The organism is Xenorhabdus mauleonii, from assembly GCF_900113945.1.
Classification (GTDB): Bacteria; Pseudomonadota; Gammaproteobacteria; order Enterobacterales; family Enterobacteriaceae; genus Xenorhabdus; species Xenorhabdus mauleonii.
In genome coordinates this window covers 58,322-71,905 of sequence record NZ_FORG01000017.1, presented here as the reverse complement: position 1 = coordinate 71,905, position 13,584 = coordinate 58,322, and the positions used below count along the sequence as shown (strand labels likewise).

Sequence of the window (13,584 nt, the reverse complement as noted above, 5' to 3'; positions counted from 1 at the left end):
AATAGAATTGATGGGAGTGCTTGTTATCAAGGAATATATCAATATCGGGTTTAACCCTATGATCGTTAAATAACAGGTAAAAAGATAAAATGGCTGCCAGTGTTAACAAATTATATATGGTGTCTATCATATTGGGGGCATCTCTCGTAGGGCTGGCGATGGGATATACACTCCCAATGGTCAGTTTGAAGCTGGCAGAGCAACACTACACATCAACATTGCTGGGTATCATGTCAGCACTGCCGGCAGTGGGAATGTTTATTTCTTCCATGGTGACCCCAGCAATTAGCCGTTTATTTAACATCAATAAGTTACTGAGCTTTAACTTACTGTTACTCACGGCTTCCACTTTATTTTCGACTTATTTCAATCACCCCTACTACCTCGCCCTTCCCCGGTTTTTGATGGGATTTGCCTGTGGTGTCATTGTGGTTATCGGTGAATCCTGGATCAGTGCCAATACCACAGATAAATACAAAGGCACATTGATGGGGCTGTACGCTTCAGCTTTCACTGGATGTCAGTTGCTCGGGCCATTGCTGATTTCACTCTTTGGCATAACGTCATTCATTCCCGCAACATTGCTGGCTATACTTGCCCTCTTTTGCATTACTTTGATCCTGACCAATCCTTCTGCATCCATATCATCACAAGCAGGAGAGGAAAAAGGCGGGTTTCCTGTATTCCCGCTTATCATGTCTGCCCCGTGCCTAATCGTTGGTGTCATTTGTTTTTCTTCTTTTGATGCCGTCGCACTCTCCATGTTTCCTCTGTATGGATTATCGTTGGGGATACCAGAAACCATTACGATTACGCTAATCACATTGATCTTTCTGGGAGACGCTATTTTTCAGGTTCCTATCGGGTGGCTTGCAGATAAAACGGATTTGAAGCGAATGCACATTATTTGCGGCACCATCTTCACGCTTTCCTTACTGGCACTACCGTTTACAGTGAATTCCATTTTCTTATGGTTCAATGTCATCATCATGGGTGCATTCGGCGGAGGGATTTACACTTTATCTTTGGTAAGGGCAGGAAAGAAATATTCAGGCCAACTGCTAATTGCCATAAATTCTTTGTTCGGCATTGTCTGGGGAGTCGGTAGTCTTACCGGGCCTTTAGTAACCGGTATCGCCATGGATCTCTTGGACGAAAAAGGCTTTATTATCACGCTTTCTTCCGTTGGCTTATTGTTTATTCTTTCACATTGGTTTCCCAGCAAGCCTATATCCAATGGTGGGCTTCAAGTTGCAGCCAACAAAACTACAACTTGAAAGGCAGAGAATGGATTGTTTATACAGATCATTTAGCGAATTAATCAAGGCTATGATACATCCACAAATTAGGCTCAATGTAATAAGCCATCTGTTTCTCAACATCCACCACCAGCGGAACCAAACCGCCCGGAATAACATACTCCCCGCTTTGTGGAAACTGCATGCCAGTCCATTCCTGCCACTGTTCCACTGTGCCATAAATATCCATGGAGCGAAGAGCCGGCTTGATTATTTTTGCCCCTAAACGCCAATGGGTACGGATCCACGGATCAAATGGCTCACCTTTTTCATTCTTCCAGCCACAGTATTCAACAAAATCTTGCAACGGATATTTGCTTTTCAAACTCGGCCTGACAGGAACCACCAGCCCTTCCAATCCTGCATCACGGGCTGTTTGTTTTATGCTGTTGATTAATAAAGCAGGGAGATTTTTCCCACGGAATTCAGGGTCAACCGTCACACCCAATGCTGACAACATGTTGGCTTTCTGCTTTCCTTTCGCTTCCCCTCCGGCATGTAATACGGCATCCCATCCCTCGTCGGGTAATTGATCCCATGAATGATTTCCCCAGGGAAAGGGTATCGCATTGAGTAGGCCAATCAGACGCTCTTCTCCATCTTGTTGCAAAATAGCGAACTTCTGAAACTGGCTGAAATCAGGTTCATAGAGCTTATCCCAGTGCTGTTCCGCCATCGAATCATAATCCATAAATAGCGGCCAATGGCTGCCGACAAGATGACCTATAGCCCCCTTGAGATCGGGTCGTTCTTTAGCTGATTGAATAATGATCTTTGCTTCCACTGTATGCCTTCCTCTTTTTATGCATATTTGTTCAAACTAGATTTTTAGTGAAATCAATAAATTATAATTTCCAGTAATTTAGAAAATGAATTGCACGCCTTATCATTCATATTCTTGCGTTATTTTGGAAAAGAAAAAACAGATATTAAATATAATTATAAAAATTGATTATTTATATAAAAGCAGAAACAAAGACTTTTTAATTAAAAATGGTTACATTATTTTTTATTAATTCATTTAATGAATGATAAGGTAAATTATCAACTTAATTAACGAGGATATTTTAATTACTAAACTACGTTATTAATAGCACAATAACATTAGGTCATTAAATCTACTTACATCACATTTCTTGCAAAAAAACAGATAAATAATCTATTTTCTAAAAAACAAAAAATAAATATAAATCAAATCATTACAAATAAAATTTCATTTCCCACCGACAAACAAAATACCAAACGGTAATAATTATCATTTACATTATCATTTAAACAATGTACTTTTTTTCCGCGCAATAAATCAGGCCGTTTTTAAGATTGGGTAACAAGGGATCCCCCATTCCAAACGAGGATAATGATGAAAAAGATAAACGTATTAGTCGCCGCCTTAGGGGCATTGGGATTTATGGCACAAGCTCAGGCAGCCGTTGGATTTGGCCAGAGTCAGATAAGCTCTCCGTCATACATTAAGGTTGGCGCAACCGAATCGGGTTCAGGCTCGCACGGTGGCAAAAGCGGCGAACCCGGTATTGGTGTCAGTTCCGTTTATAACGGCAAAATTACTGGCTTTGCTGGCTTGACGCGCATGGCACCAACTGACAGCAATGGTATCCATAATATCTCAATGGCAGGGGCACCCGGTACTCATGGCGGTATGGGCGTATTCCATTTCAGCAAAGTTGCCAATGCAGATGTGTATTTTGGTGAGTGGTCTCAGACAGGTCAAGCATCAGACAGTACCCACACTGTTTACTATTCAGGCAAGGATGTTACCACCAATATCCCAACCGATGGTACAGCGACTTACGCAGTAACGGGTATCAACCAATACAGCGGCAACAACGCCCTGTCCGGTACATTTACTGCAGATTTTGGTGACAAAACACTGGTGGGTTCACTGGCAAATACTGCGATGACGATAAATATTAATGCTGATATCTATGCTGATGCCAGCTTTGCTGGTGATGCCAAGATTGGCAATCTTAACGGAGAAACTCAAGGCCACTTCTTTGGTGACAGTGCTGCCAGCTTGGCTGGATATGCCAACTTTGCAGGTGACAAATCCAAGGATACTGCTTTCGGCGGTTCTAAACAGTAATCACTGATTTTTCAGAGAAGAGAACAGTGCCATTTTGGTGCTGTTCTCTGTTTTTATTTCTAATAACGTGAGATTTGTAAGTTGGTTTTCCGATGCCTGACAACAGAATAACGCCAAAATTATCAGCAGCACTGATTGCTCTGTGCCTTTCCCTGCCCGTTTATGCCGATGAAGATACTCCACGCAAAATCTGGCAGGAGGCTCAACATAACCAACAAGAAAATGAAACTAATCTCATCACGCCGGAACCCCTTTTTGCTACAAACAACCCATCATTAATTGTGATTAACGGACAAACTTTTCAGGTCGAAAATAATATTAATGATATCGGGCAGGCATTATTCCTCGCCATTAATCACCGGCAATGGCCGGACGTCAGGCGCTTTCTCACCGCTTACCAAAAATTGCCGCAGCATGATGTCATGCTGGTGAATTTTGCCCAAGGGGGGCTGGCACGCCTTGACGGGGATTTAGATCTCGCCGCCTATCATTATCAACAGATCCTGCATCAACAACCTGATTTTCCCCGTATCGAGCTGGAACTGGCCCGAATCTATTTCGAAGATCACAAGAACCGAGAAGCTGAACAATTATTTACGAAACTGAATGTTGCTGGCTCGAATGAAAAACAGCAGCTACCCGCCGCTGTCTTGAAAAATATTAACAGCTATCTGGAAGCAATAGATCTGAGAACGGGCTGGCGCGGTTCTTTTTCAGCAGGCTATGCCTATAACGATAACGTCAATATGTCCTCTGATTATGGCCCTACTTACTTTATGGGCAGATATATGCAAGCTCCCAAGGCCGTGAAAGCATGGGGCATGTCTTACGATGCCACATTAAGCCGACGTTACCAGCTTTCGGGCCACCACGGTATTTTTGGCCGGGGCCTGGTTTATGGCGAAAACTACCGTAATTACCACGATGAAAATGAGAATACTTTCCTGCTGGTCGGTGGATATAACTTTAAAAACAGCAATCACGATTTCTCCTTCGGTCCGCTGTTTGAATATAAACAGCACACGGATGACATCAGCTACCGAGCCATTGGCGCTAAAACAGAATGGCGATGGGCATTGACCAATAAGACAGCCATGAATCTTGAGCTGGAACATAAACAACTGCGGCATCAGGAGCCACGTTACCGCAGAAAAGACGGTGCATTTTCTTCAACCTATCTCACGTTATCCCATGCCATTAACAGAGACTTTATTCTGTTTGGAGGGGGTGACTGGCTATACCGGAGCAACGACCATCATCCTGTAGATAGCTACCAACAATGGGGAATCCGGGCAGGGATCGCCGGGGAACTCTATTCCGGCATCAATGGCTCACTGTCTGCCACCCTGAAAGAACGCCGCTTCGGCGCGTTTCACCCCATGCTAAACACAACACGTCAGGATACTGAACAGATTTACACAGCGGTTATTAAAGTACCCGCTGCAGAAATATTGGGTATGACACCTTCCCTTACTTTCCGCCACCGACGCAATCACAGCAATGTGAATTGGCTATACGGCTATAACAAGAATGAAGTGCTGATACGGTTGGAAAAGTATTTTTAATCAAAAAATTATTATTTTTTATTTTCTTGATGATAACGAAAATCGAGGCAGGGATAACAATGGTATACCGCGTTAAAACACAACTCACCCCCATAACAATTGCATTGTCACTGGCATTTTCACTGACGGCATTTCCTGTATTTGCCGAATCCAAATCGACCGGCGCATCCTCAAATGGTAAAACTGATTTGGATAAAACTGATTTAGGTAAAATTATTATCACCGATACCAGCGAGAAAGATGAGGCTGGGTATAATGCTGTCTATGACAGAGATATCTCCAACATTTATATCGGCAAAAAAGAGATAGAGCGCTACAAAGGCTCATCGCCCGCCGATTTAATTAAAGGAGCCGTTGGCGTATACAGCGGAGATGCCCGCAACAGCGGTGCATTGGATATCAATATCCGTGGTGTTCAGGGACAAGGGCGTATTCCTGTGACCATTGATGGCACGGAACAAGCGATTACCGTCGGCCGTGGTTACAATGGCGCCAATAACCGCAACTACATTGACCCGAACTTAATCAGTAGTATTGAAATCGAAAAAGGCCCCTCTCTCAATCGCAATATTAAAGGCTCCGTCGGTGGTGCTGTCGCCATCAAAACACTGGGGATTGATGATGTGGTACCGAAAGGAGAGACCTTCGGCATCAATACCAAACTGGAAACCAGCAGCAACTCCGTAAAGGAGCGCACGCCTTCCCTGTCATTGGGGCAGGACTACCGCGATATCCCGAACTTTACCCAAAATGGCATCGAGACCGATCCTGCTTTACAGGTCACTCCCCATTCATCAAAAGACAATAAACTGTTTGGTTTTAATGATAATGCGTTCCGTATTGCAGTAGGCACACGGCAGGAATATTTCGATTTGATGGTGGCTTATGCTTACCGCCGCCAGGGCAACTATTTTGCTGGCAAGGGGGGAGCTCATCGTTATGATGAATCCATTACAGATGCCGACAGGGAGTTGATGAAAGGGGTGAGAACAACACTGGACCCTTATCTGCCATTTGCCGCCCGTATCTATCGCCCCGGCAATGAAGTACCGAATACCTCCAGTGAAATGCGTTCCTTGTTAATCAAAAACAGTTGGCGTTTTACTGATGATCAAACATTGCTGTTGGGTTTCCGTAATACCCATATGGAATTTGGCGATATTATGCCATCACGCTTGGGCTGGGTTGATCCGGTAAACAATAAGGTTCCCCAATGGCCGCTGGCGAATGTCCACCAACAAGCCGCCAACCTTAGCTATAAATGGCAACCAACCGATAACCCTTATGCTGATTTAGACATGAACCTGTGGACAACCCGCACCACCAGCAATACCAACACCGCAGGAGGGTATCCGCGCACTCCTGTCGATAGGGATTGGTACTGGGAAAATGGCGCCAAAGACAGAAACCCCAATATTGATGGCACATTGGTCAATTCTTCCGAGACCAATTCCCAAAACAACCGCTGGGGTATTGATATTTCCAATAAATTTACCCTGCATCCCAGTTTGGATCTGACTTTAATAGGCAATTTCCAACGGGAGCGTCTTGATTCCAATGATGACTACAGCTCCACTAATATGTATTTTTTCCAGTCGCCCTCACGAAAAGGACAACGTCAGGAGATCAATCTCGCGTTTAATTTTGACTGGCGACCAACTTCATGGTTGGAACTAAAAGCCGGTGCCAAACGTGTCTCTTACTGGTCTCAGGATGATGTGCTTAATGAACGACGAGCTGCAAAAGATTGGCGTTATCAAAAACAACAGGAAACAATCGGGCATAAAATGAGTTATTGGCGGACACCGACCGAAAGAGAAGCCTATATAATCCAAAAGTGGTCTGAAAAAAGAAAACCTCGATCACAAATGAGTAAAGAAGAAAGAGAAGAGCAACGAAAAATATCTAATGAATACTTTAAGATAAAGGCAAATAGCATATCTACACGCGATGGGCAAGAACGCAAGATGGCTCACGAAGAATTCGCTTGGCTTTACGATTCAAGAACTGGCACTCTCAATAAAAGCGATAACCCTTATTTCAACGGTCAATTGGATATGAATGAAAAGGTTATCGACCCAATAAGTGGCAAGGAAGGCTATAAATATGAATATGGATCAGGTGTTGATGCAAATGGCATACTCGGCCCTGAAGTTAATGATCCTTGGGAGCCCGCAGCCAGACGTAAAGATCATGCCTGGGCACCTTCATTCTCGGCAACGGCTTATGTGACCGATGACCTCCGGCTCTATACCCGTTATGTCGAAGCGGTAAGAATGCCCAGCCTTTTTGCCGACACGGTCGGTTTTTCCGGTTCACCGGGTAACCATTCAGGCCAGCACTTCAAACCCGAACGTGCAAAAAACGCAGAAGTTGGTTTTGTTTATGATTTCAGCCAATTAGTAGAAGCTGAACGCCATGCCGATATCAAATTTTCTTACTACAATACTGTGATTGAAAATGTATTCGATCGGGACGACACCTATCAATTTTCCCAAATGGACAAGCAAAAACTTGCTGGACTGGAATTACAGGCACGTTATGACAACGGCAGTTTCTTTACCGATATGGGGTTAACCTACAACATGAAAAACAAGGTGTGTGACAAGAGCTCCACCTTAAGAATGGACTCCCAAAATCGTTATGGTATCCCTGAATGTATTGATGGTGGTTTTCCTGGCGGTTACCTGCGTACCTCGATCCAGCCCCAATACTCTGCCAACCTGACCGTCGGCGGACGTTTGCTTGATGAAAAACTGGAGTTGGGCAGCCGCATGCTTTACCACAGCAAGGCAGAAAACAAAGATGAGAAATGGTTGATGAATGCCTTGCCGGATATCTATAAAGGCCAAGCCAACAACCCAATGCGCTGGAATCCGGTGTTCACGGTTGATGCCTATATCAGTTATCAAATCACCCCAGCCGTATCGATGGAGCTGGTCGGCACAAACTTAACCAATCGCTACTATCTTGATCCGCTGACACGTTCGATGATGCCGGCACCGGGCAGAACCTTTAAGCTCAGTTTAACGAGTCAGTTTTAAGGGATAACGATGATCAACACAGCCATATCAGACAATCCGTCCATCCATTTTCCGGGCATGCCCAAAACAGGCATACTGGCAAGTGTTCTGATTGCCGTTTTATTGCATACCAGCCTGATATGGCTGTTTAACCGACATGCTTCATACGATGACACCGCCCATCATATCAATAACAGCACCCAAGCCACGGGGCTATCGATTACGATGGTTTCTGCCTCATCATGGGCAAGTGAGCCTGAGGCTGTCCCTCCGCCTCCGCCACTGTTGTCTGTTCCTGAATCACCGACAAAACCTGAAATTGCCTTGGATAAAGCCGTTCCCTCTGAAACTAAAGTGGAAAAACAGCAGGAATCCAATAAACCTAAAAAACGAAAAAAACCACAAGAAATGCCTGAAAAGAAACTCTCGCCATCACCGCAGGTACAAGAAAACAGTCATACCGAACAGGAAATCAACGGTAGCGATCAAATTAATTCACAAGGCAATATGAGCCGGGCAACAACTTCACAGCCTTTGGTCGGGCAAGGGAATAGTGAGGTGGATAATTATAATGCGAGATTACGACAAGAAATTGAGCGACATAAAAAATACCCGCGCAAAGCCAAAAGGATGAAACAACAAGGTATCGTCACCGTCACGTTTACCCTGCTCAACGACGGTACATTAGCCGCTGCCAGAATCGTTAATTCCTCCGGTAGCAGTACATTAGATAATGCCGCACTTGATGCTATCAATAACGCCAATTCAGTTGGCACCAAACCTGCGGATATAGCACCAGAAGTGACGCTATTACTTGAATTTATGTTGAATAAAGCGGATTAAAACGCCTCAGTGAAAAGAGCCGTGTTTTTAGAATTTTTCAAACTCTGTTAATTGAATGAGTTTGGCATTTTTAAAATTCACGCCTATTAATGCCGTGAATATCAAGAATATTAAACCAAAATAAATTTCAAGCTACTGCTAATAAGGCAGCAACTTGAAAGATGATGGGGATGGAATAGTAGAATTCAGCGGTAAGTTACTTCCCGATACAAAAACTCGAGAAAATCCGCCCAAGCAAATCATCTGAGGTAAATTCCCCCGTGATTTCGCTCAATACTTGCTGCGCAAGGCGCAGTTCTTCTGCCAGCAGTTCTCCTGAGCGGGCAAAGACCAATTGCTGGTGGCCTTCCTGCAAATGTTCTGCTGCCGTATTCAGCGCCTGCAAATGGCGACGACGTGCCAGAAAACCACCTTCAGTATTGCTGTTGAAACCCATAGCTTCTTTTAGATGATCGCGCAGCAAATCGACACCTTTCCCGTCACGGGCGGAAAGGCGAATTAATGTGTAACCACTGATTTCTGAAACGCCGGTTTCTTCTCCGGTCATATCGGTTTTATTGCGGATAACCGTCACTGGCAGGGATTCCGGCAACTTAGCCATAAATTCAGGCCAGATTTGTGCAGGTTCAATCGCATCAGTGGTCGTACTGTCTACCATAAACAGAACCCGATCCGCTTGCTCAATTTCCTGCCATGCCCGCTCAATACCGATGCGTTCCACTTCATCGCTGGCTTCGCGCAAGCCCGCCGTATCAATCACATGCAACGGCATGCCATCAATATGAATGTGTTCACGCAAAACATCACGCGTTGTACCTGCGATATCAGTAACGATTGCAGCTTCACGACCCGCCAATGCGTTGAGCAGGCTGGATTTACCCGCATTCGGACGCCCGGCAATCACGACTTTCATCCCTTCACGTAACAGGCTACCCTGACGTGCCTGTGAACGAACCTGTTCCAGCTCGGCAATCACTTCATCCAGCTTGGCTTCTATCTTACCATCGGAAAGAAAATCAATTTCTTCGTCAGGAAAATCAATCGCAGCTTCAACGTAGATGCGTAAGTTAGTCAGCTCTTCCACCATTTGATGAACCTGATGGGAAAATGCCCCTTGCAAGGAGTTCATCGCGGAACGGGCAGCTTGTTCAGAACTGGCGTCTATCAAATCGGCAATGGCTTCTGCCTGTGCCAAATCGAGTTTATCGTTCAGAAATGCACGTTCCGAAAATTCCCCCGGATTGGCAATGCGAACACCCGAAATCGCCAGAATGCGCTTTAGCAGCAAATCAAGAATCACTGGCCCGCCGTGCCCTTGAAGCTCCAGTACATCTTCCCCCGTAAAAGAGTTGGGACCAGGGAAGTAAAGTGCGATGCCTTGATCAAGTACAGAACCATCCGTATCCCGGAAAGGCAGGTAATCAGCGTAGCGGGGCTTCGGCAGTTTTCCCAATACCACCTCAGCGACTTCCGCCGCCTTGCGGCCAGAAATACGCAGAATGCCTACACCGCCTCGTCCCGGAGGGGTGGCCTGAGCGACTATCGTATCGGTGGTATTCATGGAATTCTCTCTTTTGATCTATGAACTGAAATTTTGCCAATGCACTAAAATAGTAAAGGCGGCCAATGACCGCCTTCGTGAATGTAATCTTTAAAAGATTTACTTCTTACTGAGATCGATTTTCTTTTCACGCTTTTCGCGGGTATGCAAGCCACGCTTCTCCAGACTGCGGAAAATAACCTGCTGCTGGATAATGGTCACCAAGTTACTCACGATATAATACAGAACCAGACCAGATGGGAACCACAGGAAGAAGACAGTGAACACAACCGGCATGTAGGTCATGATCTTCTGCTGCATCGGGTCAGTCACAGTAGTCGGTGACAGTTTCTGAATAACAAACATGGTCACACCCATCAGCAATGGCAGGATGTAGTATGGATCCTGTGCAGACAAGTCTTTAATCCAACCAATGAATGGCGCATGGCGCAGCTCAACAGACCCCATCAGCATGTAATACAAAGCAAGGAAGATTGGCATCTGGATAAGCAGAGGTAAACAACCGCCCAGCGGGTTTACTTTCTCTGTCTTGTACAACGCCATCATTTCCTGGCTCATACGCTGGCGGTCATCACCAAAACGCTCACGCATTGCCGTGATTTTTGGCTGCAACAGACGCATTTTCGCCATTGAGGTGTATTGCGCCTTAGTCAGCGGATACATGATACCGCGCACGATAAAGGTAATCGCAATGATGGAGAAGCCCCAGTTACCGATGAATTCATGCAGGAATTTCAGCAACTTGAACAGTGGCTGGGAAATAAACCACAACCAGCCGTAATCTACGGTCAGATCCAAGTGTGGTGCAATGGCCGCCATTTCGTCCTGAATTTCAGGACCAACCCACAGAGTCGAAGAGATGTTCTGCTGGCTGTTTGGCGCGATATTGATACTTTCACCCTTGTACCCAATAATCGCCATTTTTTGGTTTTTCAGGTCAATGGTGTAGAAATTGCTGCTCTTGCCTTCTCCCGGAACCCAAGCAGTCGCGAAATACTGCTGGAGCATCGCAACCCAGCCGCCTTTTGTGGCAACGGAAAGTGGCTTGCTTTCAATTTCGTCAAATTTGTATTTTTCGTATTTTGCTTCATCGGAAGAATAAGCAGCACCTCGATAAGTATGCAGGGCAAAGTTGCTGCTGCCCGTATCACGGTGTTTCGGTAATTCAACACTTTGCTTCAGCTGACCAAAGAACGCCATCTGCAATGGCTTGTCAGTAACGTTATTGATGCTGTAGTCAACAGAAACCGCATAAGAACCACGTTTTAGAACGAAAGTCTTAACATAGACAACACCATCCGGCGCAGTGTAAGTCATCGGAATACGCAATTCATTCTGACCATCAGCCAAAACGAAATCATGCTGAGTGACTTGATAAAGTGGACGTACCGCTTGGTTATCTGGGCCATTAAGACCAGTTAACCCACTTTGGGCCTGATAAGTGAATTCTGGCGTTGTTTCCAGAAGTTTGAACGGAGTTTTAGAACCTAGGGTATCAGGATAGGCCAGCAGATCAGCCTCCTCGATATCACCGCCACGGGTATTGATATGCAATGACAGCACATCCGTTTTCACGGTGATCAGTTTACTTTGCTCACTGCTACTTACTTCGTTGCTCAGCGTATTGACTTGCTGAGTGATCTGGGTTGCTGGTTGTGGGTTCTTATCACTCTCCCACGCTTGCCAGACCAAGAACGAAACAAACAGCAAAGCGATGAGAAGAAGATTGCGTTGCGAATCCATCGTTAATGTTCTCTGTTATCGTCGTTTTTAGGTGGGACAGGATCATCACCACCTTTGTGTAAAGGGTGGCATTTTAATACGCGTTTCACTGTTAACCAACTGCCTTTTATCATTCCAAACCGACGCAATGCCTCAATTCCGTAGTGGGAACAGGTAGGATTGAAACGACAACGAGGTCCCAGCAGTGGACTAATCACTAGCTGGTAGCCCCTGATCAACATAATCAGGAGGCGCGAGCCAAGCGACAGTGACGACGCCATAATTTGCCCAAAGCTTCCGTTAGCTCACGGTTATCGAGCTCAGCGACCCCTTTCCTCACCAAAATCACAAAATCCATTGACGGCAATTTATGTTGATTTAAACGAAAACATTCACGAGCCAGTCGCTTGATACGATTACGCTCATGGGCGCGTTTAACGTTTTTTTTGGCGATGGTTAGACCAATGCGGGGATGCCCCAGCTCATTCAAGCGTCCAAGAATAGTTATCTCTGCGGAGCTTGCCCGTTGCGGCTGCTGGAAAACATAAGTGAAATGCTCGGGAGTTAACAAACGTAACTCCCTCGGAAAAGCGAGCTTAACCATGCGGTATGGTTAGCTTTATTACTTAGAAACGGTCAAACGAGCACGGCCTTTTGCACGACGGCGAGCCAGAACCTGACGACCATTTTTAGTGGCCATACGAGAGCGGAAGCCGTGAGTACGGTTACGCTTCAGTACGGATGGTTGAAAAGTGCGTTTCATAGCGATTTCTACCTAGCTTAAAATTTGTTACTGATTCAGCAAATGCGTTGGCGACCAGTGAGAAATAAGTAGACACCGATGCCTCAATCGCAACATCAATATATAGAAAGAGGCCGGATTGTAATAAAATGTACTACCCTTAGTCAATCCAAGATGACGCGAGTCTGACCGTCTTCTACCAGATTTTTAGTTCTCCTGACATGGCCAGACTTTTTGCTACCTAAGTTTCCTACCAAAAAGTGTTTCCCAAAAATCCTCACCAGACATAACCGGAAAAAATCGTTGGCTTCACACGCAGGGTGCAAGATTATACGGACTGTACAATAAATCGCAAGGATCATACACAGATCGTTTCATATGAATATGTGATCATTAAAGTTGTGTTTACTTTGAATCCTAAACAATAGTTAAATGAAATTTGCTATATGCCATGATTACACTAAAGTATCTACTGTGAGTCTTTATATTCTGCAAGTGCCAAAGCGTGGTGACCTCCCTGTGGATAAAAAGCGTCAAAGCTGTGTAAAAGAATGAGGATTTCTGTCGTCTTTTGCGTTATGATCGTCGGCCACGATCCCAACCTGTCTATAAGCGGATCGTTGGGGAGCGATGATATTCAAAATCGCCACAAGGTACATGCTGTCTTCCTCACCACCGAGGGTATGCCTTGTGCCCAGTATAACTATCTATTATTCCGATTTCTTTTAT

The 13,584-nt window shown here is 45.1% G+C and carries 11 protein-coding genes; 5 read left to right on the top strand and 6 right to left on the bottom strand.

Annotated elements, in window-relative coordinates:
* The first annotated feature begins 89 nt into the window (after positions 1-89).
* Positions 90-1,277, top strand: coding sequence for an MFS transporter (locus tag BM100_RS15455; protein WP_092512529.1), 1,188 nt, complete (start codon positions 90-92; stop codon positions 1,275-1,277).
* 40 nt (positions 1,278-1,317) lie between these two features.
* Here the strand turns inward: BM100_RS15455 and BM100_RS15450 are convergent, their stop codons facing one another.
* Positions 1,318-2,082 (bottom strand): GNAT family N-acetyltransferase, encoded by a 765-nt coding sequence (locus tag BM100_RS15450; protein WP_092512527.1) that lies wholly within the window; start codon positions 2,080-2,082, stop codon positions 1,318-1,320.
* Between the two features lie 576 nt (positions 2,083-2,658).
* On the opposite strand from BM100_RS15450, the gene BM100_RS15445 reads away from it, so the two are divergent.
* The 4 genes from BM100_RS15445 (at position 2,659) to BM100_RS15430 (ending at position 8,830) form a co-directional block, all read left to right on the top strand.
* Entirely contained in the window at positions 2,659-3,399 is a 741-nt protein-coding gene (locus tag BM100_RS15445) for a Slam-dependent surface lipoprotein (RefSeq protein ID WP_092512525.1), read from the top strand.
* 92 nt (positions 3,400-3,491) lie between these two features.
* Positions 3,492-4,964 carry a surface lipoprotein assembly modifier gene (locus BM100_RS15440; RefSeq protein WP_092512523.1) on the top strand — a complete coding sequence of 491 codons (1,473 nt, stop codon included), beginning with the start codon at positions 3,492-3,494 and terminating at the stop codon, positions 4,962-4,964.
* A gap of 59 nt (positions 4,965-5,023) precedes the next feature.
* Complete coding sequence (locus BM100_RS15435) at positions 5,024-8,008, top strand: TonB-dependent receptor domain-containing protein (protein WP_092512521.1); 2,985 nt, start codon at positions 5,024-5,026, stop codon at positions 8,006-8,008.
* Between the two features lie 9 nt (positions 8,009-8,017).
* Complete coding sequence (locus BM100_RS15430) at positions 8,018-8,830, top strand: TonB family protein (RefSeq protein WP_092512519.1); 813 nt, start codon at positions 8,018-8,020, stop codon at positions 8,828-8,830.
* A 196-nt stretch (positions 8,831-9,026) separates the two neighbouring features.
* Here the strand turns inward: BM100_RS15430 and mnmE are convergent, their stop codons facing one another.
* The 5 genes from mnmE to rpmH all read right to left on the bottom strand — a co-directional run bounded on the left by mnmE (position 9,027) and on the right by rpmH (position 12,876).
* Positions 9,027-10,391 carry a tRNA uridine-5-carboxymethylaminomethyl(34) synthesis GTPase MnmE gene (gene mnmE, locus BM100_RS15425; RefSeq protein ID WP_092512517.1) on the bottom strand — a complete coding sequence of 455 codons (1,365 nt, stop codon included), beginning with the start codon at positions 10,389-10,391 and terminating at the stop codon, positions 9,027-9,029.
* A gap of 99 nt (positions 10,392-10,490) precedes the next feature.
* On the bottom strand, positions 10,491-12,134 hold the full coding sequence (gene yidC / locus BM100_RS15420) for a membrane protein insertase YidC (RefSeq protein WP_092512515.1): 1,644 nt from the start codon (positions 12,132-12,134) through the stop codon (positions 10,491-10,493).
* A gap of 2 nt (positions 12,135-12,136) precedes the next feature.
* Positions 12,137-12,394, bottom strand: coding sequence for a membrane protein insertion efficiency factor YidD (yidD, locus tag BM100_RS15415; RefSeq protein ID WP_092512513.1), 258 nt, complete (start codon positions 12,392-12,394; stop codon positions 12,137-12,139).
* Positions 12,358-12,717, bottom strand: coding sequence for a ribonuclease P protein component (gene rnpA / locus BM100_RS15410; protein ID WP_092512511.1), 360 nt, complete (start codon positions 12,715-12,717; stop codon positions 12,358-12,360). The genes yidD and rnpA overlap by 37 nt, the downstream gene beginning before the upstream one ends.
* 18 nt (positions 12,718-12,735) lie before the next feature.
* A complete protein-coding gene (gene rpmH / locus BM100_RS15405) occupies positions 12,736-12,876 on the bottom strand; it encodes a 50S ribosomal protein L34 (RefSeq protein WP_015836465.1) in 141 nt (46 codons plus the stop codon).
* Positions 12,877-13,584 lie beyond the last annotated feature (708 nt).

What these genes read in the sequence shown, in the direction of transcription:
- BM100_RS15435 (WP_092512521.1), top strand. Translation starts at nt 5,024, where the DNA reads ATGGTATACCGCGTTAAAACACAACTCACCCCCATAACAATTGCATTG.
- yidD (WP_092512513.1), bottom strand. Translation starts at nt 12,394, where the DNA reads ATGGCGTCGTCACTGTCGCTTGGCTCGCGCCTCCTGATTATGTTGATC.
- yidC (WP_092512515.1), bottom strand. Translation starts at nt 12,134, where the DNA reads ATGGATTCGCAACGCAATCTTCTTCTCATCGCTTTGCTGTTTGTTTCG.
- rpmH (WP_015836465.1), bottom strand. Translation starts at nt 12,876, where the DNA reads ATGAAACGCACTTTTCAACCATCCGTACTGAAGCGTAACCGTACTCAC.
- BM100_RS15455 (WP_092512529.1), top strand. Translation starts at nt 90, where the DNA reads ATGGCTGCCAGTGTTAACAAATTATATATGGTGTCTATCATATTGGGG.
- BM100_RS15430 (WP_092512519.1), top strand. Translation starts at nt 8,018, where the DNA reads ATGATCAACACAGCCATATCAGACAATCCGTCCATCCATTTTCCGGGC.
- BM100_RS15440 (WP_092512523.1), top strand. Translation starts at nt 3,492, where the DNA reads ATGCCTGACAACAGAATAACGCCAAAATTATCAGCAGCACTGATTGCT.
- mnmE (WP_092512517.1), bottom strand. Translation starts at nt 10,391, where the DNA reads ATGAATACCACCGATACGATAGTCGCTCAGGCCACCCCTCCGGGACGA.
- rnpA (WP_092512511.1), bottom strand. Translation starts at nt 12,717, where the DNA reads ATGGTTAAGCTCGCTTTTCCGAGGGAGTTACGTTTGTTAACTCCCGAG.
- BM100_RS15445 (WP_092512525.1), top strand. Translation starts at nt 2,659, where the DNA reads ATGAAAAAGATAAACGTATTAGTCGCCGCCTTAGGGGCATTGGGATTT.